The following is a 17,533-nucleotide window of genomic DNA, read 5'->3' on the forward strand; positions in this document are numbered from 1 at the left end:
GCTCACTGGTCTGCCCGGCCCGCCGGTTCTCGGGTCCACCCGGCACACCCCGCCAAACCCCCCTGGGCCCCGCTACAGCGGCGCCCGAAGGGTCGCCCCCAGCTGCGCGCCCGCTACGGAAAAGACCGAAGCGCGTAGTACCACTACGCTCGTCGGTCTTTTCCTTCCGGATCGCATCACCTGGGGGCGACGCAGGCCGTGACCCGGTGAGAAATGCGGGGTAACGATGCCGACGAGATCTGGCATTACTACGCCGGTGCCGTCCTCGAGCTTCGCCTCAGTGCCGACGGCGGTAGCGTCGACGAGCACTTGCTGGGATCCGAGGTGGCGGCCGGCCAGCGACCCCAGATCCTGGTGCCGTTGGGTTGTTGGCAGGCGGCCCGAAGCCTGGGAGCCTGGACGCTGGTGGGCTGCACCGTGGCGCCGGCTTTCGAATTCGCCGCCTTCGAAATGGCCCCACCGGGCTGGCAGCCGGGCCGCAAGACGGCATCCTGAAGCGCTTCCCTTGGCAGCGCCATCGGGTGTAGGTTGGCTTGGCGCCGTCAAGGCGCATGATACCGCATTGGTGTTCATCGACATGACTTGCCCCGCCTTGGAGCGGGGCGCTTTTTTCGCCGGGTTTGGCAGGGCTCGGGGGTTGGGCAAATCTCGCAACCGGGGCGGCAACAGGGAACCAGCCATGTCCAAGGGCAGGGAAAAGCGCAAGGATGAGCGCCAGGAGGTATCGCTCCCGGCCAAGATTACCTGGGCCGGGGGCGAGGTTTCGTGCCAGGTGCTCAACATCTCGCTGGGTGGGGCCAAGATCGAGGCCCAGGAGGAACTCGACAAGCAAGCCGAGATCAAGCTCACCTTAGCCGGTTTCGGCGGCATTGACGGCCGGGTGGTTTGGCGCCAGGCCAAGTTCCACGGCCTGCAGTTCAAGGGTGATCGCGAAGAGATCGGTGAGATTTTGCTGGCCGTCGCGACTTACCGCTCCAAATAACGGCACCTGGGCGGCGATCGGGAACAGGGCATGGCTTGATTCCCGGCGCCGTCTGCACCATGGTCCTGGGCGGCCCGGCAGACGAGCAATACAAAGTCGGCCCCAGTGGGGCCAAGCGACCATAGACAGCAAGAAGAAGTAGGGAAAATCATGGGCGATATGCGTTACGAAGCTCCGGACTCGCTGGATCAGGCAGTGGCCTTGTTGGCCGCCGCCGACGGCCAGGCCCGGGTGTTGGCCGGCGGCACCGACCTTTTGGTGCAGCTGCGTTCCGGCCTGATAGAGCCCGGCCTGGTGGTCGACATCAAGAAAATCGACGAAATGCGCGGCATCAATGAGGAAGCCGAGGGCTGGCGCCTGGGCGCCGCCGTCACGGGCGCCGAGGTCGGCGAGCACGCCGCCCTGAAAAGCGCTTGGCCCGGCGTCTCTGAGGCCATCGAGCTGATCGGCTCGACCCAGGTCCAGGGCCGGGCCACCGTCGGCGGCAACCTTTGCAACGCCTCACCGGCTGCCGACAGTGTGCCGGCGATGATCGCCGCCGGCGCCCGCGCCAGCATCGCCGGACCCAAGGGCCGGCGCGAGCTGGCGGTCGAGGAGCTGGCCACCGGCCCCGGCCAGACGGCCCTCGAGCAGGGCGAGATTGTGGTCTCGCTGCTGCTGCCCAAGGCGCCGGCAGGCACGGGCGACGCCTACTTGCGCATGATCCCGCGCACCGAGATGGATATCGCCATCGTCGGTGCCGGCGTCTGCCTGACCATGGACAGCGACAGCTGCGCCGCCGCCCGGGTGGCGCTGGGGGCGGTGGCCGAAACCGCCTTGCTGGTGCCCGCGGCGGCCGAAGCGCTGGTCGGATCAAACCTCGACGAGGCCGCCATGGCGGCCCTGGCGGCGGCCGCCAGCGCCGCCTGCCGGCCCATCGACGACAAGCGTGGCAGCAAGGAATACCGCATCAAGGTGGCCGGGGTTATGGCCTGCCGGGCGGCCCGGACGGCCCGTCAGCGGGCTCAGCAGTAGGCGAGTCGGGAGCACAACAGAATGGCCAAATATCACGTTACCACCACCATCAACGGCGACGCCGTCGAGTTTCTCTGCGAGCCCGAGCAGACGCTGCTGGACGTGCTCAGGGACGAGCTCTATCTCACTGGCAGCAAGGAAGGCTGCGCCACCGGCGACTGCGGTGCCTGCTCGATCACGCTCGACGGCCGCCTGGTCTGTTCCTGCCTGGTGCTGGGCGTCGAGGCCGAGGGCCGCAGCGTCGAGACCATCGAGGGCATGGCCGACGGTGACCAGCTGCATCCCTTGCAACAGAAGTTCCTCGACCATGCGGCGCTGCAGTGCGGCGTTTGTACGCCAGGCGTGCTGGTGGCGGCCAAGTCGCTGTTGGAGAAGAATCCCGATCCCAGCGAGACCGAGGTGCGCTACTGGCTGGCCGGCAACCTCTGCCGTTGCACCGGCTACGACAAGATCATTCGCGCCGTGCTCGACGCGGCCGCCGAAATGCGGGGGGCCTAGCCATGAACGACGCAGCCCACGGCGAGTACAAATGGATCGGCACGCGGCCGCCCCGGCCCGACGGCGTCGACAAGGTCACGGGACGGGCCAAATTCGGCGCCGACACGGCGCTGCCCAACATGTTGGTGGGCGCTGTGTTGCGCAGCCCCCATGCCCACGCCAAGATCAAGTCGATCGACATCTCGAAGGCCGAGGCGGTGCCCGGCGTCAAGGCCGTGGTGAGCCGCGACGACTTCCAGGACATGCCTTCCGAGATGGTGCCGGCGGGCGAGATGATGGTCAATTACCGCGACATGGTGCGCAACGTCATGGCCCGCGAAAAGGTGCTCTACGACGGCCATGCCGTGGCCGCCGTGGCCGCCACCAGCGCCTCGGTCGCCAGGCGGGCGCTGAAGCTGATCGAGGTCGATTACGAGGTGCTGCCCCACGTCATCGACGTCATGGCGGCCATGAAGCCCGACGCGCCGCTGCTGCATGACGACATCTTCACCGAAGGCGTCGAGCCGGTGCCCGACAAGGCTTCCAACGTGGCCAAGCGCATCGAGATCGGCTTTGGCGATATGGCAGCCGGCTTCGAAGCCGCCGCCGAGGTTATCGAGCGCGAGTTCGACACCCAGCCCGTGCACCAGGGCTACATCGAGCCCCACGCCTGCCTGGCCGACGTCAGCGAGGACGGCCAGGCCGAGCTCTTCTGCTCCACCCAGGGCCAATACCTGGTGCGGGCGCACTGTGCCCGGCTCTTGGGCATGGATGTCTCGCGGCTCCGCGTCACGGCGTCGGAGATCGGCGGCGGCTTCGGCGGCAAGACCGTGGTCTACATCGAGCCCGTGGCGCTGGCGCTCTCGCGCAAGGCCTGCCGGCCGGTCAAGCTGGTGATGAGCCGCGACGAGGTGTTCCGGGCCAGCGGCCCGACCTCGGGGGCCCACGTGCGGATCAAGCTGGGGGCCGCCAAGGACGGCACCATCACGGCCGCCGAGGCCGAGCTTTTCTACCAGGCCGGCGCTTTCCCGGGCTCCTCGGTGCAGCCCGCCGCCATGTGTGCCTTCGCGCCCTACGCCCTCGAGGCGGTCAACGTGGTGGGCTGGGACGTGGTCTCGAACCGGCCCAAGATCTCCGCCTACCGGGCCCCGGGGGCGCCGATTTCGGTCTATGCCGTGGAGTGCGTACTCGACGAGATGGCCGCCAGGCTGGGCCTCGATCCCGTTGATTTCCGGCTCAAGAACGCCGCCAAGGAAGGCACAAAGGCGGCCTACGGCCCCAAGTTCGGGCCCATCGGCATGATCGAATCACTGGAGGCGGCCAAGGCCCACGCCCATTACCAGGCGCCCTTGGGGCCCAACCAGGGCCGCGGCGTGGCCTCGGGCTTTTGGTTCAACATCGGCGGCGAGACCTGCGTCTCGCTCAACCTGAACGAGGACGGCACGCTGAATTTGCTGGTCGGCACTCCCGACATCGGCGGCTCGCGGGCCTCCATGGCCATGATGGCGGCCGAGGAGCTGGGCGTCGATATGGCTGACATCCAGACCATGATCGGCGACACCGGCTCGCTCGGTTTCAACTTCCTCTCGGCCGGCAGCCGCACCACCTTCTCCACCGGCATGGCTACCGTCGAGGCGGCCCGCACGGTAATCGAGGAGCTGCGCCGCCGGGCCGCCAAGATCTGGGAGATCGACGTAGACGCCGTGGTCTGGGAGCAGGGCTCGGCCAAACCGGCCGGCAGCAACGCCGGCGAGTTCGAGCCGCTGAGCATCGCCGAGCTGGCCAAGCAGGCCGGCGCCACCGGCGGTCCCATCGCCGGCCACGCCGAGATCAACGCCCAGGGCGCGGGGCCCAGCCTGGGCACCCAGATCGTCGACGTCGAGGTGGATCCGGAAACCGGCGGCATCACGGTGCTGCGCCATACCGTGATTCAAGACGCCGGCAAGGCCATTCACCCGGCCTACGTCGAGGGCCAGTACCAGGGCGGTGCGGCCCAGTGCATCGGCTGGGCGCTGAATGAGGAATACGTCTACGGCGAGGACGGCCGGCTGCAGAACCCGGGCTTTCTCGATTACCGCATCCCGGTGGCCTCGGACCTGCCGATGATCGACACCGTCATCATCGAGGTGCCCAACCCGAGCCATCCCTACGGCGTGCGCGGGGTCGGCGAAACGCCGATCATTCCCGGCATCGCCGCCGTGGCCAATGCGGTGTCGGGCGCCTTGGGCATCCGGCTCAGCCAGATCCCGATGTCGCCGCCGCGGGTGCTGAAGGCCATCGAGGAGGCGGGCTGAGGGCGCCGGGCGGGGGGCGCGGGGAATGCCATGGCCCGGGTGGTGCTGACGGCCAACTTCGCCCTCTACACCGGGGGCGAAAGCGAGCTGGAGTTGGAGGCCGAGAGCATCCGCCAGCTCTTGCGCCGTCTGGGCCGGCGCTTTCCCGACCTGGCGCCGCACCTGGAGCAGGGTCTGGCGGTGGCGGTGGACGGCCAGATCTATCAGGACGACTGGTTCCAACCCCTGGCGCCGGACAGCGAGGTCCACATTTTGCCGCAGATCGCCGGCGGTTGACCGGCGGCAGGTAATTTGCGACTTTTTGCCAGGGCCGGCGGCGGCCTCGGCGCAGCTTAGACTTGGTTCCCGGAATTACCATGCCCTACTGTATTTGCATGAGCTGCGGTGACGAGAAGGACAATGTTTTCGCGCCCTGCGGACGTTGCGAGCACAGCCTCAAGAACATGCACGAGGTGGCCTACGCGCTGGGCCTCAGCGAGCGCTACACCCAGCGCCAGGAGCTCGACGAGTTTCGCGCCCAGATCCGGCGCGGCGAGGCGCCCAAATTCGGCGCCAGCAAATGGCAGAAACTGGTCACCGCGGCCGCCGGCACCAAGGCCGACGAGATCCTCGAGCTGGAAGACGCCCCGGAGACCGGTGTGACCCAGCCGACTTCGCTGTTGGGCATGCTATTCGGAAAAAAATAACCCCATCGGCGGCCGAGGATTAGCCCCTTTGGCAGCGACGATTTGCCTGTTGCCTCGGGGCCGGCTAAGCTGGCGGTGGTGGCGGTCCGGTCAAGAGATCGCGCCTCACGGGGGACAAGGCGGGCATGCTCGGGCTTTCGAAAAGGAAACCGGTCGCGGGCGCTGCGCGGGACGCGGTGGCGCCGTTCCTGCCCTGGTCCGAGAAGTACCGTGTCGGCAACGAAGCCATCGATAACGACCACCACCGGCTGTTCGAGCTGATCAATCAATTCCATGCCGCCGTCCATGGCGGCCAGGCGCCGCGCGTCGTCAAGGCCACGCTGGAAGAGTTGTTGGATTACGTCCGCCAGCACTTCGATCGCGAGGAAAAGATCATGGCGCTGGCCCGCTATCCCGATCTCGCCCGCCACAGGGAAATGCACGCGCGCCTGCGCCGCGCTGTCGCGGCGACCGAGATGAGCTACCAGGTGGCGGCGCGGATTTTCGACTTCACGAGCTTCCTGAGCTTTCTGCAAAGCTGGCTGACCAAGCACATTCTCGTTGAAGACCGCAAATTCGCGGATTTCGCCGGCCAATCCTAGAACTGCACGCCCCGGGTCAGGGCGCCGTCGACCTTGAGGTTGGTGCCGGAGATGTAACTGGCGGCCGGGCTGGCCAGGAAGACGGCGGCGGCGGCCACTTCCTGGGGGCTGCCCATGCGGCCCATGGGGTTCATGGCCAGTGCCGCGGCGTGGATATCCGGTTCGTTGAGCTCGCGCTGGTGCCACACCCCGCCCTCGAAATAGATGGTGCCCGGCGACACCGTGTTGACGCGGATGCCGCTCTCGGCCAGGGCCGATGCCTGGCTGGCGGCATAGTTGATGAGGCCGGCCTTGAGGGCGTTGTAGGCCCGCACGCCGCCGAAGTACTCGATGCCGGCGATGCTCGAGATGGCAACGATGGCGGCGCTTTCGGATTCCTCCAAAAATGGCAGCGCCGCCTCGACGGTGCGCACCGTGCCCAAAAGGTCGATCTCGAAGTTCGCGCGCCAGGCTTCCTCGCCGGCTGCCGCGCCCATCGCGCTGACGTTGGCCACCACCACGTCGAGGCCGCCCAGCTCGCCCGCGGCACTTTCGATCCAGGCTTTCAGGGCCGGCCCGTCGGCCACGTCGACGGCGCTGCCGATGGCCGTGACGCCTTGGCCGGCGAGCTCGGCCACGACTTCCTGCAGCGGCCCATCGTTGCGGGCGCAGATGGCGATGTCGGCGCCTTCGCCGGCCAGCCCCTCGGCGATGGCCCGCCCGATGCCCCGGCTTGCGCCGGTGACCAGGGCCTTCTTGCCCTGCAATCCGAGATCCATATAGCTGCTCCCGATTATGTTTCACCGGGCAGAATAGGGCGGCCGGCCCGCCGCCGCCAGCGCCGCCGCGCCGCGGCACGGCAATCGGTCGACAAGAAAAAAGCCAAGGCTTTGATTCAATTCGAGTTTCAAATCGAGTTCAGCGCTGAATTCGATTTCCGACCGGCAACAAAGGCGGCGGTCTGAAATCCTGCCTCGGGGATCGGCGGCGGCAGTCGGCCAGGCAGCCGTGCCCGGAGCCGGAAGCAGCGGCAGGGTACGAGGGCAAGGCATACCATCGGGCCTCAGGTGCCGGAACCCGCGCCAATGCCAATCCATGGCGTCCGGTCCACCAACCGCTGTCGCGTTGACCGACCGGCTGCCGGGGACTACCGTGATCTCCGTCCCGCCATGATCCAGCCCGGCCCGCGCAACCTGATCACCGACGTCGACGGCATCGCCGTGGGCAACGCCGAGGACGTGGGCGCGCGTTCCGGCACCACGGTTGTGCTGCCCAACGAACCGGCGGTGGCGGGTGTCGACGTGCGCGGCGGTGGGCCGGGTACGCGCGAGACCAACCTGATGGACCCGAGCTGCAGCGTCGACGTGGTCGATGCCGTGGTGCTGTCGGGCGGCTCGGCCTTCGGCCTCGATGCCGCCTCGGGGGCCAGCGACTGGCTGCGCGCCCAGGGCCGCGGATTTCCTGTCGGGCCGGTACGGGTGCCCATCGTGCCGGCGGCGATCCTCTTCGATTTGCTCAACGGCGGCGACATCGGCTGGCAGACCCCGCCCTACCGCGAGCTCGGGCGCGCCGCCTGCGAAGCGGCCGGGGTCGATTTCGCGCTGGGCAACGCCGGGGCCGGCCTGGGCGCCACGGCGGCGGACCTGAAGGGTGGCCTGGGCTCGGTCTCGGCCGTCACCGAGGATGGCCTGCAGATGGGCGCCATCGTGGCCGCCAACCCGGCCGGCTCGGCGGTCATCCCGGGTTCATCGAGCTTCTGGGCCTGGCCCTTCGAGCGCGACGGCGAGCTTGGCGGCCAGCAGCCCCCGGCCGCGGCCGAGCTTAGCGCCGAACACGATTTCGTCAGCGCCTTGGGCGCCAACACCACCATCGGCGTGGTGGCCACCAATGCGCGCCTCGACAAGGCCCAGGCCGGGCGCCTGGCCATCATGGCCCAGGACGGCCTGGCCCGCGCCATCCGGCCGGTTCACACGCCTTTCGATGGCGACAGCATATTCGTCTTGGCCACCGGCAGCATCGATCTGCCCCAGCCGGCGGCGCTGGGCCTGGCGCGGATCGGCGGCCTGGCCGCCGACTGCGTCGCCCGGGCCATCGCCCGTGGGGTTTATTTGGCCGACGCTTTGGGCGATATTGAGAGCTATAGAACGCGCTATGCCGGTGCTTCCGCCGGCGCCTAAAAAAGACGGGAGGGATCCATGAAGAAATTACTCGCGGCGGCACTTGGCCTGGCATTGGTCATGCCGCTCACGGCCCATGCGGCCAAGGACACGCTGGTGCTCGGCATGCGGCTCGAGCCGCCCGGCCTCGATCCCACCGCCGGCGCGGCGGCGGCCATCAGCCAGATCACGCTCTATAACATCTACGAGGGCCTGACGCGCATCAACGCGCGCGGCGAGGTGGGCCCCGGCCTGGCCACCAGTTGGACCATCTCGGACGACCTCAAAACCTTTACCTTCAAGCTGCGCACGGGCGTCAAGTTCCACGACGGCAGTGCCTTCGACAGCTCCGACGTCAAGTTCACCTTCGAGCGCAACGCCGGCGAAAAGAGCACCAACAAGCGCAAGAAGCGCTTCACCAACATGAAGGCCATCAATGCCTCGGACCCGGCCACCCTGGTCATCACGCTGGAAAAAACCAACCCGCTGTTGCTCTTCCAGATGGGCGAATCGACGGCTATCATCGTGGCCCCCGAGACGGCTGACCAGAACAAGACCCATCCCGTCGGCACCGGGCCCTTCAAGTTCAGCAAATGGACCAAGGGCGATCGTGTGGTGCTGGAGAAAGCCGACACCTACCGCGACTCGGGCGCCATCAAACTGAAGCGCGTGACCTTCAAGTTCGTCGGCGATCCCTCGGCCCAGGTGGCGGCCATGAAGGCCGGCGACGTCGATGTCTTCCCCTACTTCGGCTCGCCCGAAAGTCTGTCCCAGTTCAAGGGCGATGCCCGCTTCGTGGTGCTCGAAGGCACCACCGAGGGCGAGACCATCCTGAGTACCAACAACAAGCACCCCATCCTCAAGGACGTGCGGGTGCGCCGGGCCATCGCCCACGCGCTTGACCGCCAGGCCATCGTCGACGGCGCCATGTTCGGCTACGGCACGCCCATCGGCAGCCATTTTGCGCCGCATCATCCGGCCTATGTCGATCTCACCGGCGCCTATCCCCACGACCCGGCCAAGGCCAAGGCACTGCTGGCCGAGGCCGGGCACCCCAACGGCTTCGAGGTTTCGCTCAAGCTGCCGCCGCCGACCTATGCGCGTCGTGGCGGCGAGATCATCGCGGCTCAGCTGGCCAAGGTCGGCATCACGGCCAAGATCGAGCAGGTCGAGTGGGCCCAGTGGCTGGACGTGGTCTACAAGAAACGCAACTACGGGCTTTCGATCGTCAGCCACGTCGAGCCCAACGACATCAACATCTACGCCCGCAAGAGCTACTACTTCCAGTACGAGAGCCCCGAGTTCAACGCCATCATCGAGAAGGCCGACACCACCGTCGACGTGCAGCAGCGTTACGAGTGGCTGAGAAAGGCCCAACGCAAGCTTTCCGAGGACGCCGTCAACGGCTTCCTCTTCCAGCTCGCCAAGACGGCGGTGTTCCGCAAGGGCCTCAAGGGCATCTGGCAGAACTCGCCGATGTTCGTCAACGACCTGGCCAACGTCTCCTGGCAATAGGGCCCCACGGGGGCCCTATAGTAAGCCCGCCCGGGAAACCGGGCGGGCTCTTTCTTGCCGCATGTGGACGCCCATTAGGCGCGCGTGTAGGCTGGCGGTTTCCAGATATTGAGATCACGGGAGGACGTCATGGCGGAACCGCAATACCTGCGTTTCGGCACCCTCAGCCTGCACGGGGGCCAACACCCCGACCCGACCACCGGGGCCCGCGCGGTGCCGATCTACCAGAGCACCTCGTTCGTCTTTGACGACGTCGACCATGCCGCGGCGCTGTTTAATCTCGAGCGCGCCGGGCACATCTATTCGCGCATCTCGAATCCCACCACGGCGGTGCTGGAGGAACGCCTGGCCGGGCTCGAGGGCGGTGTCGGCACGGTCTGTACGGCCAGCGGCCAGGCGGCGCTCACCTTGGCCGTCCTGACCCTGATGGACGCCGGCAGCCACATCGTCTCCTCGGCCTCGATCTACGGCGGCTCGCATAACCTGTTTACCCATACGCTGCCGCGCTTCGGCATCGAGACCACGTTCGTCGACCCGCGCGATCCGGAGGCTTTCCGCCAGGCCATCCGGCCCAATACGCGCATGCTGTTCGGCGAGACCCTGGGCAACCCGGGGCTCGAGGTCATGGACATCGCCCGGGTCTCGGCCGTGGGGCACGAGCACGGCATCCCGCTGGTGGTCGATAGCACCTTCGCCACGCCCTATCTCTGTCGGCCCATCGACTTGGGCGCCGACCTGGTGATGCATTCGGTGACCAAGTTCCTGGGCGGCCACGGCGTCGCCATCGGCGGTGCCATCATCGACGGCGGCCGCTTCGACTGGGAGGCCTCGGGCCTCTTTCCGACGCTGACCGAGCCTTATGCCGGCTATCACGGCCTCGACTTCGCCGAGGAGTTCGGACCCCAGGCCTTCATCATGCGGGCCCGGGCCGAGGGGCTCAGGGATTTCGGCGCCTGCATGGCCCCGGCCACGGCGTTTTATTTGCTGCAAGGCGTCGAGACGCTGCCCTTGCGCATGGAAAAGCACGTTGCCAACACACGAAAAATAGTAGCCTTCCTAAAGGCTGCCGAGGCCGTCGATTGGGTGGCCTATCCCGAACTGCCCGAACACCCCGATTACGAGTTGGCCAAGAAGGTGCTGCCGCGCGGTGCCGGCTCGATCTTCAGCTTCGGCATCCGCGGCGGGCGTGCGGCCGGCCGGCGCTTCATCGAGGCGGTGCGGCTGTTTTCCCACTTGGCCAACGTCGGCGACGCCAAGTCACTGGTCATCCATCCCGGCAGCACCACCCACCAGCAGATGGACGCGGCGGCGCTCGAGGCGGCCGGTATCGGCGAGGAACTGGTGCGGCTCTCGATCGGGCTGGAGGATCCCGACGACCTCATCGACGACCTGGGCCGGGCCCTTAGAGCCTCGCAGAAGTCTTAGGAACCAAAATATGGAACTACAGGTCGACGGCAAAACGGTCTTCTATGGCAGTGGCGGACGCGAGCCCGATCCTGGCCAACCCTCCGTGGTCTTCATCCATGGCGCTGGCGCCGACCACACCGCCTGGGTGCTGCAGACGCGTTATTTCGCCCACCACGGGCGCAACGTGCTGGCCATCGATCTGCCCGGCCACGGCCGCTCGGAGGGTCCGGCCATCGACACCATCGGCGGTCTGGCCGATTGGCTGATGACACTGTTGGACGCGGCGGGCATCGAGAAGGCCGCCGTGGTGGGCCACAGCATGGGCTCTATGGTGGCGCTGGAAGCGGCGGCGCGGGTGCCGGAACGGATCTGGGCCATCGCACTGCTGGGCACCAGCATCCCCATGGCGGTGAGCGACGGCCTGTTGGCGGCGGCCCTGGCCAACGACCCGGCGGCCTTCGACATGATCACCATCTGGGCCCACGGCGAAGCGGCCCAGATTGGCCGCCACAAAGTGCCCGGCCTGTGGATGACCGGCAATGGGCTGAGGCTGCTGGAACGCTCGCAACCGGGCGTGCTGCACACCGACCTCAAGGCCTGCAACGACTACCGGGACGGCTTGGCGGCGGCGGCCAAGGTGACTTGCCCGGCCATGCTGCTGCTGGGCGACAGCGACCGCATGACACCGGCCAAGGCGGCCCGGCCGTTGGCCGAGGCCATAACAGGCGTTGAGACCGTGGTGCTGCCGCGCTGTGGCCACATTATGTCTGTCGAACAGCCCGACGCCGTACTCGACCACCTGCGGGAGATCGTTTAGCGGCATTGCCAACTACGTCGGGCGAGGGAGGGAAATCCGATGTCGTTCCTGGAATCCGTATCCTATGTCGATCTGATCGGCTATTTCGGCGGTGGCATCACGCTCTGGGGCATCTACCAGAAAACCATGATCCCGTTGCGCGTCGGCGCGGTAATCGGAAATCTGGGTTTCATTGGCTTCGGCCTGCTGGCGGGCAGCTACCCGACGCTGGTGCTGCACGCCGTGCTGTTACCGCTGAATGGCTACCGGCTCTACCAGATGATGCGTCTGGTTCGGGACATCCGCGACTCCGCCGGCCAGGACAACTCGCTCGAGCCGCTGCTGCCCTTCATGCAGCGTGTCCGCGAGGAGGCCGGCACCGTGCTGTTCCGCAAAGATGATGCGCCGGACCGCATGATCGTCATTCACTCCGGCTCCATCGTGCTCGAGGAGATCGACGTGCACTGCGGGCCGGGCGACGTGCTGGGCGAGATCGCCGCCTTCACGCCCGACAACCGCCGTACCTGTACCGCTGTCTGTGAAACCGAGTGCGAGCTGTTCACGCTGTCGAACGACGCCATGGTCCAGCTTTTCTATCAGAACCCGCGTTTCGGCATGTTTCTCGTCCGGGTCGTCGTACAGCGCCTGCTGAAGAATTGGCGCGACGCCGACGCCCGCGCTCAGGCGTTGTTGACATAGGGCGGATCTCAGGTGCTGAGACCCGCCCTAGGTTTTTGTCGCTCACGGCAACGGACCTGCGGTCCGCAGCCTCCGCGGGGGCGCCGCAGGGGCGGCGGGTCGCGTTGCTCCCGTTGCACCAAGACCAAGCAGAAAACAACACACTTGGTATCGGCGCCAAGCCGCCCCCCAAGGGAGGGAGGCCAAGGGCGCGGATGCGCCCGCCCGGTGAGGGTCTACAAAATGCCCGCCTGAGGCAGCTAGGCCGCCTTTTTGGTGATGGCCTGGTGGCCGATGGCGATGCGCCGGGGCTTTTTCTCCTCGGGCACTTCGCGTTCGAGTTCGACGTGCAAGAGCCCGTTGTCGAGCCGGGCCTCGACCACGCTGATGTAGTCGGCCAGCTCGAAGCGGCGCTCGAAGGCGCGGCGGGCAATGCCGCGGTGGAGGAAGCTGCTGGCTTCGTCCTTTTCTGCCGCTTTTGGGGCCTGGCCGGTTATGACCAGCCGGTTCTCGTGCTGGGTGACGTCGATATCGGCTTCGCCGAAGCCGGCTACCGCCATGGTGATGCTGTAGCGGTCTGGGCCCTCGCCCTCACCGTTTGGCGTGAGCTTTTCGATGTTGTAGGGCGGATACGAGGGCGCTTGGGCGTCCTGCCTGCCGAGCGAATCGAACAGGCGGTCGAAGCGGTCGAAACCGACGGAAGCACGTAGCAATGGGGTGAGATCATAGGTCCGCATGGTCCTATCCTCCTAAAGAAGCGATGGGACGTCATGCCCGCCACCATGGCCGGGCAAACGGTCGTCCGAGCCCTCAAAGGCACCCGGCGACGAACAATATTTGGGAACGGATTGGGGCCACTTCAAGAGGCCCGGTGGGTCGCCTTATTTAAGGAAACCCTCGAAGCGGCGGTTGAACTTGGCCACCTGGCCGCCGGTGTCGACCAGCTTGCCGGCGCCGCCGGTCCAGGCCGGGTGCGACTTGGGGTCGATGTCGAGTTTGAGCGTGTCGCCTTCCGAGCCCCAGGTCGACCGGGTCTCGAACTCGCTGCCGTCGGTAAGCACCACCTTGATGGTGTGGTACTCGGGGTGGATGTCTTTCTTCATGGTCTCGCTCCGCACTGGGCGGGGCGGTATATAGCGCGGCTAGCGCTCCGGGGCAAGCAGACTTTGGGCAGCTGTGGTGGCAATCGGCCACTCTTGTTGGCCCGCGGCCGGCGTGCTATTCGGAGGCTCGACCACTGAGCGCGGAAAAACCCTCGATGCCAAGCGACGAAAGCGAGTTCGAAAGCGCCGCGGCCGCCACCTTGGACAGCCTGGCGGAACGCCTCGACGAGGCCCCCGAAGAGATCGAGGCCGACCTCGAAGGGGGTGTGCTGAGCGTCGAGGTCGAGGGCCTCGGCACCTTCATCGTCAATCGCCACGCGCCATTGCGTCAGCTCTGGCTATCGTCGCCGGTGTCGGGCGCCAGCCATTACGCCCGCGACGCCGACGGCAGGTGGCAAGGCACCCGCGGTGAAGGCCGCCTCGAGGATCGCCTGGCTGCCGATCTGGCGCCGGCTGGCTTCATCAGCGGACTTTCCTGAGGTCGGCATGAGCCAGCGCGACCAGAGCCCAACAGCCGACAGCGACGAGCGCCCGCGCAGCAATGTCGCAGCCCTCAGGGGCATGGTCCGTTTCGTCCGGCCCTATGGCTGGCGCGTGGCGGCGGCGCTGGTCGCCCTTATTTTCGCCGCCGGCTCCGTGTTGGCCATCGGCCAAGCGCTCAGGCGCGTCGTCGATCTTGGCTTCAACGCCGACGACCCGCTGCTCGATTTCTATTTCCTGGCGCTTTTCGGCATCGTGGCGTTGCTTGCGGCGGCCACCTTCGGGCGCTTCTATTTCGTCTCCTGGATCGGCGAGCGGGTGGCGGCCGACGTGCGGAGCGAGGTCTACCAGCACGTCATCGGCCTCAGCCCGGAATTCTTCGAGGTGACCAAAACCGGCGAGATCCTGTCGCGCCTGACCACCGACATCACGTTGATCGAGACGGTCATCGGTTCCAGCGTCTCGATGGCCTTGCGCAACGTGCTGATCTTCATCGGCGGCACGGTGCTGCTGATCATCACCAGCCCCAAGCTGGCCGGCCTGATGGCCGTTATCGTGCCCGTGGTGGTGCTGCCGCTGATCGTCTTCGGGCGGCGCGTGCGGCGGCTGTCGCGGGCCAGCCAGGACAAGGTGGCGGCGGTGGGCGCGTATGCCGGCGAATCCATCGATGCCGTGCGCACCGTCCAGGCCTTCAACCACGAGGCCATCGAACGCCGCCGTTTCGGCAGCATAGTCGAAGAAGCCTTTCGCACCGCTATCGGTCGCATCACCGTGCGCGGCTGGCTGACGGCGCTGGTTATCCTGCTGGTCTTCGGCGCCGTCGATGCCGTGCTTTGGGTCGGTGCCCGCGACGTCGGGGCCGGCGACATGACTGGCGGCGAACTCGCCGCCTTCGTCTTCTACGCTATCATGGTGGCCGGCGCGGTAGGTGCCCTGGCTGAGATCTACGGCGATCTGCAGCGAGCCGCCGGGGCCACCGAACGGCTGCTCGAACTGCTTGAAACCAAGCCCACGATCGTTGCCCCTGCAGCCCCCGAAGCCTTGCCGGAGCCCGCTCGCGGGGCGATCAGTTTTGCAAACGTAACGTTCCAATATCCAAGCCGGCCGGGGGTTTCGGCGCTTTCCGAATTCTCGCTCGAGGTCGAGCCCGGCGAACGCATCGCGCTGGTTGGCCCCTCGGGGGCAGGCAAGACCACGGTCTTTCAGCTTCTGCTGCGCTTTTACGATCCCGAAAACGGCAGCGTGCGCCTGGACGGTGTCGAGCTGACCAGCGCCCGGCCCGGCGACGTACGGTCGCGCATCGGACTGGTGTCGCAGGATCCGGTGGTGTTCGGTGCCGACGTCTGGGAGAACATCCGCTACGGCCGGCCCGAGGCCAGCGACGACGAGGTGCGGGCGGCGGCCGAGGCGGCAGCGGCCAGCGAGTTCGTCGAACGTTTGCCCGAGGGCTTCAACAGCTATCTCGGAGAACGCGGTGCCACGCTTTCCGGTGGCCAACGCCAGCGCATCGCCATCGCCCGTGCGATCTTGCGCAATCCTGCCGTGCTGCTGCTCGACGAAGCCACCAGTGCTCTCGATGCCGAAAGCGAGCGCGTCGTGCAAAAGGCGCTGGAGCCCTTGATGGCGGGACGCACGACGCTGGTCATCGCCCACCGCCTGGCCACGGTACAGGGCGCCGACCGCATCATCGTGCTCGACCAGGGCCGCATCGTGGCCAGCGGCAAACATGACGAGCTGATGGCCGAGGGCGGCCTTTACGCCCATCTGGCCGGGCTGCAGTTCGACCGCGGTCCGCTGGCGGCGCAATAGGCTCGGAGGTCTAGCATGGGGAAGGCGTTACTTATCGTCGTCGTGGTGATGGTGCTGGCCGTTGCCGGCTTCGGCCTGCACACGGTTTGGGTGGCCGGCCAATTCAAATCACTCGAGCCGCATTTTGCCGGCCAGTGCCGGCCGCTCGACGGTATCGTCGGCGGCGAGGACATTGTCATCCATGCGGCTCTCGGCCGTGCCTTCATCGCGGCCTGGGACCGCCGCGCGGGGGCTGCCGGACGCCTCGAAGCAGGTGCGATTTGGGGCTACGACTTCAAGGCCGGCGCAGCGGCACGCAATCTGACTGCCAAGCTGCCGTTCCCCTTCCACCCCCACGGCCTGGGCTTGTTGGCTGATGGTGCGGGCGGCACCTTGATGGTAGTCAATCACCGGCCCAAGGGGGATACGATTGAGATATTCGTTATTGCCGGAGATACATTGCGCCATACCGGTACGGTCAGGGGTGATTTGCTTGAATCCGTCAACGACGTTGTGCCTGTGGCGTCCGACCGCTTTTACGCCAGTCTCGACCATGGCTCGCAGCGGGGCTTCCACCGCACCCTGGAGGACTATCTCAGGCTGCCGCTCTCCGGCGTCGTCCATTACGACGGCAACCAGCTCAGACGTGTGGCCGGTGGCATCGCCTACGCCAACGGCATCAACGTCAGCCCCGACGGCAAGAAGGTCTATGTCGCCGCCACCACCGGACGGCGGCTGCACGTCTTTGATCGCGAGCCCCGCGAGGGCGGTCTGACGCCCGGCCGCGAAAAATTCCTCGACACCGGTGTCGACAACATAGACGTCGATGGCGCCGGCAATCTGTGGATCGCGGCCCATCCCAAATTGCTCTCCTTCGTGGCCCACGCCAAGGACCCGGCCGAGCTGGCGCCCTCGCAGGTGCTGAAACTGGTGCCGCGTGGCGACGACTTCGAAGTCAGCGAGGTATTCCTTGATGATGGCCGCCTGTTGCCGGCCTCCAGTGTCGCCGCCCGGCTGGGTCGGCGGCTCCTGATCGGCTCCGTATTCGCCCCCCGTATCCTTGATTGCACCATGGCCCAGACGTGACCGATAGCCCCGAGCAGAACGAATCCCGAGATTTCATCCGCGAGCGCATCCGCGCCGACCTGGCCGATGGCACCACCGGGGCCCTGGTGACGCGTTTTCCGCCCGAGCCCAACGGCTATTTGCACATCGGCCACGCCAAGTCGATCTGCCTCAACTTCGGTGTCGCCGAGGAATTCGGCGGACGCTGCAACCTGCGCTTCGACGACACCAATCCGGTCAAGGAGGAGCAGGAGTTCATCACGGCCATCGAAGCCGACGTGCGTTGGCTGGGCTTCGACTGGGGCGAAGGTGCCCATTTCGCATCGGATTATTTCGAGCAGCTTTACGCCTGGGCCGAGCATCTGATCGAGGCCGGCTTGGCCTACGTCGACGACCTTTCGGCCGAGGAGATGCGCGAATATCGCGGCACCCTCACCGAAGCCGGCCGTGAGAGCCCTCATCGCCAGCGTTCGCCGGCCGAAAGCCTCGAACTTTTCCGCCGCATGCGGGCCGGCGAGTTCGCAGATGGGGC

19 protein-coding genes and 1 pseudogene are annotated in these 17,533 nt (G+C 66.7%); 17 read left to right on the forward strand and 3 right to left on the reverse strand.

Features of this window, described 5'->3' with window-relative positions; translation table 11 throughout:
• Nucleotides 1-225: 225 nt before the first annotated feature.
• The 8 genes and pseudogenes from QGG75_12900 to QGG75_12935 all read left to right on the forward strand — a co-directional run bounded on the left by QGG75_12900 (nucleotide 226) and on the right by QGG75_12935 (nucleotide 6,034).
• Nucleotides 226-495 (forward strand): annotated as a pseudogene (locus QGG75_12900) (cupin domain-containing protein).
• A 184-nt stretch (nucleotides 496-679) separates the two neighbouring features.
• Nucleotides 680-982, forward strand: a complete 303-nt coding sequence (locus QGG75_12905) for a PilZ domain-containing protein (protein MDP6068129.1) — start codon at nucleotides 680-682, stop codon at nucleotides 980-982.
• A 159-nt stretch (nucleotides 983-1,141) separates the two neighbouring features.
• Nucleotides 1,142-1,996, forward strand: a complete 855-nt coding sequence (locus QGG75_12910) for a xanthine dehydrogenase family protein subunit M (GenBank protein MDP6068130.1) — start codon at nucleotides 1,142-1,144, stop codon at nucleotides 1,994-1,996.
• A 21-nt stretch (nucleotides 1,997-2,017) separates the two neighbouring features.
• Nucleotides 2,018-2,494 (forward strand): (2Fe-2S)-binding protein, encoded by a 477-nt coding sequence (locus tag QGG75_12915; protein MDP6068131.1) that lies wholly within the window; start codon nucleotides 2,018-2,020, stop codon nucleotides 2,492-2,494.
• Nucleotides 2,495-2,496: 2 nt separating this feature from the next.
• Nucleotides 2,497-4,767 (forward strand): xanthine dehydrogenase family protein molybdopterin-binding subunit, encoded by a 2,271-nt coding sequence (locus QGG75_12920; GenBank protein ID MDP6068132.1) that lies wholly within the window; start codon nucleotides 2,497-2,499, stop codon nucleotides 4,765-4,767.
• 30 nt (nucleotides 4,768-4,797) lie between these two features.
• The gene (locus QGG75_12925; protein MDP6068133.1) at nucleotides 4,798-5,043 is read left to right on the forward strand and encodes a MoaD/ThiS family protein; all 246 of its coding nucleotides are present in this window, start codon (nucleotides 4,798-4,800) and stop codon (nucleotides 5,041-5,043) included.
• A gap of 80 nt (nucleotides 5,044-5,123) precedes the next feature.
• Complete coding sequence (locus tag QGG75_12930) at nucleotides 5,124-5,453, forward strand: hypothetical protein (protein ID MDP6068134.1); 330 nt, start codon at nucleotides 5,124-5,126, stop codon at nucleotides 5,451-5,453.
• A 125-nt stretch (nucleotides 5,454-5,578) separates the two neighbouring features.
• The gene (locus QGG75_12935; GenBank protein MDP6068135.1) at nucleotides 5,579-6,034 is read left to right on the forward strand and encodes a bacteriohemerythrin; all 456 of its coding nucleotides are present in this window, start codon (nucleotides 5,579-5,581) and stop codon (nucleotides 6,032-6,034) included.
• Here the strand turns inward: QGG75_12935 and QGG75_12940 are convergent.
• Complete coding sequence (locus tag QGG75_12940; protein ID MDP6068136.1) at nucleotides 6,031-6,792, reverse strand: SDR family NAD(P)-dependent oxidoreductase; 762 nt, start codon at nucleotides 6,790-6,792, stop codon at nucleotides 6,031-6,033. The genes QGG75_12935 and QGG75_12940 overlap by 4 nt on opposite strands.
• 390 nt (nucleotides 6,793-7,182) lie before the next feature.
• On the opposite strand from QGG75_12940, the gene QGG75_12945 reads away from it, so the two are divergent.
• From QGG75_12945 to QGG75_12965, 5 genes are all read left to right on the forward strand, one after another.
• A complete protein-coding gene (locus QGG75_12945) occupies nucleotides 7,183-8,190 on the forward strand; it encodes a P1 family peptidase (GenBank protein MDP6068137.1) in 1,008 nt (335 codons plus the stop codon).
• Between the two features lie 18 nt (nucleotides 8,191-8,208).
• Nucleotides 8,209-9,684, forward strand: a complete 1,476-nt coding sequence (locus QGG75_12950) for an ABC transporter substrate-binding protein (protein ID MDP6068138.1) — start codon at nucleotides 8,209-8,211, stop codon at nucleotides 9,682-9,684.
• A 129-nt stretch (nucleotides 9,685-9,813) separates the two neighbouring features.
• Nucleotides 9,814-11,109 (forward strand): O-acetylhomoserine aminocarboxypropyltransferase, encoded by a 1,296-nt coding sequence (locus tag QGG75_12955; GenBank protein ID MDP6068139.1) that lies wholly within the window; start codon nucleotides 9,814-9,816, stop codon nucleotides 11,107-11,109.
• A 10-nt stretch (nucleotides 11,110-11,119) separates the two neighbouring features.
• Entirely contained in the window at nucleotides 11,120-11,908 is a 789-nt protein-coding gene (locus QGG75_12960) for an alpha/beta hydrolase (GenBank protein MDP6068140.1), read from the forward strand.
• A 39-nt stretch (nucleotides 11,909-11,947) separates the two neighbouring features.
• On the forward strand, nucleotides 11,948-12,586 hold the full coding sequence (locus tag QGG75_12965) for a cyclic nucleotide-binding domain-containing protein (protein MDP6068141.1): 639 nt from the start codon (nucleotides 11,948-11,950) through the stop codon (nucleotides 12,584-12,586).
• 239 nt (nucleotides 12,587-12,825) lie between these two features.
• Here QGG75_12965 and QGG75_12970 read toward each other — a convergent pair whose 3' ends face one another.
• Nucleotides 12,826-13,302, reverse strand: coding sequence for an Hsp20 family protein (locus QGG75_12970; protein MDP6068142.1), 477 nt, complete (start codon nucleotides 13,300-13,302; stop codon nucleotides 12,826-12,828).
• Between the two features lie 144 nt (nucleotides 13,303-13,446).
• Nucleotides 13,447-13,668, reverse strand: a complete 222-nt coding sequence (gene rpmE, locus QGG75_12975; protein ID MDP6068143.1) for a 50S ribosomal protein L31 — start codon at nucleotides 13,666-13,668, stop codon at nucleotides 13,447-13,449.
• 155 nt (nucleotides 13,669-13,823) lie between these two features.
• On the opposite strand from rpmE, the gene cyaY reads away from it, so the two are divergent.
• The 4 genes from cyaY to QGG75_12995 all read left to right on the forward strand — a co-directional run.
• The gene (gene cyaY / locus QGG75_12980; GenBank protein MDP6068144.1) at nucleotides 13,824-14,147 is read left to right on the forward strand and encodes an iron donor protein CyaY; all 324 of its coding nucleotides are present in this window, start codon (nucleotides 13,824-13,826) and stop codon (nucleotides 14,145-14,147) included.
• Between the two features lie 7 nt (nucleotides 14,148-14,154).
• The gene (locus tag QGG75_12985; GenBank protein MDP6068145.1) at nucleotides 14,155-15,957 is read left to right on the forward strand and encodes an ABC transporter transmembrane domain-containing protein; all 1,803 of its coding nucleotides are present in this window, start codon (nucleotides 14,155-14,157) and stop codon (nucleotides 15,955-15,957) included.
• Nucleotides 15,958-15,972: 15 nt separating this feature from the next.
• Nucleotides 15,973-17,022 carry an SMP-30/gluconolactonase/LRE family protein gene (locus QGG75_12990; GenBank protein ID MDP6068146.1) on the forward strand — a complete coding sequence of 350 codons (1,050 nt, stop codon included), beginning with the start codon at nucleotides 15,973-15,975 and terminating at the stop codon, nucleotides 17,020-17,022.
• Nucleotides 17,019-17,533 (forward strand): glutamate--tRNA ligase family protein (locus QGG75_12995; GenBank protein ID MDP6068147.1); only part of this gene is annotated, 515 nt, incomplete at its 3' end. The genes QGG75_12990 and QGG75_12995, both read left to right, overlap by 4 nt.

This window comes from Alphaproteobacteria bacterium (genome assembly GCA_030740435.1).
Taxonomy (GTDB): domain Bacteria; phylum Pseudomonadota; class Alphaproteobacteria; order UBA2966; family UBA2966.

Excerpts from the sequence above, each read along its gene's own strand:
- QGG75_12920 (MDP6068132.1), top strand. The coding sequence starts at position 2,497 with ATGAACGACGCAGCCCACGGCGAGTACAAATGGATCGGCACGCGGCCG.
- QGG75_12985 (MDP6068145.1), top strand. The coding sequence starts at position 14,155 with ATGAGCCAGCGCGACCAGAGCCCAACAGCCGACAGCGACGAGCGCCCG.
- QGG75_12950 (MDP6068138.1), top strand. The coding sequence starts at position 8,209 with ATGAAGAAATTACTCGCGGCGGCACTTGGCCTGGCATTGGTCATGCCG.
- QGG75_12960 (MDP6068140.1), top strand. The coding sequence starts at position 11,120 with ATGGAACTACAGGTCGACGGCAAAACGGTCTTCTATGGCAGTGGCGGA.
- QGG75_12940 (MDP6068136.1), bottom strand. The coding sequence starts at position 6,792 with ATGGATCTCGGATTGCAGGGCAAGAAGGCCCTGGTCACCGGCGCAAGC.
- QGG75_12905 (MDP6068129.1), top strand. The coding sequence starts at position 680 with ATGTCCAAGGGCAGGGAAAAGCGCAAGGATGAGCGCCAGGAGGTATCG.
- QGG75_12955 (MDP6068139.1), top strand. The coding sequence starts at position 9,814 with ATGGCGGAACCGCAATACCTGCGTTTCGGCACCCTCAGCCTGCACGGG.
- QGG75_12965 (MDP6068141.1), top strand. The coding sequence starts at position 11,948 with ATGTCGTTCCTGGAATCCGTATCCTATGTCGATCTGATCGGCTATTTC.
- QGG75_12970 (MDP6068142.1), bottom strand. The coding sequence starts at position 13,302 with ATGCGGACCTATGATCTCACCCCATTGCTACGTGCTTCCGTCGGTTTC.
- QGG75_12925 (MDP6068133.1), top strand. The coding sequence starts at position 4,798 with ATGGCCCGGGTGGTGCTGACGGCCAACTTCGCCCTCTACACCGGGGGC.
- QGG75_12945 (MDP6068137.1), top strand. The coding sequence starts at position 7,183 with ATGATCCAGCCCGGCCCGCGCAACCTGATCACCGACGTCGACGGCATC.
- QGG75_12935 (MDP6068135.1), top strand. The coding sequence starts at position 5,579 with ATGCTCGGGCTTTCGAAAAGGAAACCGGTCGCGGGCGCTGCGCGGGAC.
- QGG75_12990 (MDP6068146.1), top strand. The coding sequence starts at position 15,973 with ATGGGGAAGGCGTTACTTATCGTCGTCGTGGTGATGGTGCTGGCCGTT.
- rpmE (MDP6068143.1), bottom strand. The coding sequence starts at position 13,668 with ATGAAGAAAGACATCCACCCCGAGTACCACACCATCAAGGTGGTGCTT.
- QGG75_12915 (MDP6068131.1), top strand. The coding sequence starts at position 2,018 with ATGGCCAAATATCACGTTACCACCACCATCAACGGCGACGCCGTCGAG.
- QGG75_12910 (MDP6068130.1), top strand. The coding sequence starts at position 1,142 with ATGCGTTACGAAGCTCCGGACTCGCTGGATCAGGCAGTGGCCTTGTTG.
- QGG75_12930 (MDP6068134.1), top strand. The coding sequence starts at position 5,124 with ATGCCCTACTGTATTTGCATGAGCTGCGGTGACGAGAAGGACAATGTT.
- cyaY (MDP6068144.1), top strand. The coding sequence starts at position 13,824 with ATGCCAAGCGACGAAAGCGAGTTCGAAAGCGCCGCGGCCGCCACCTTG.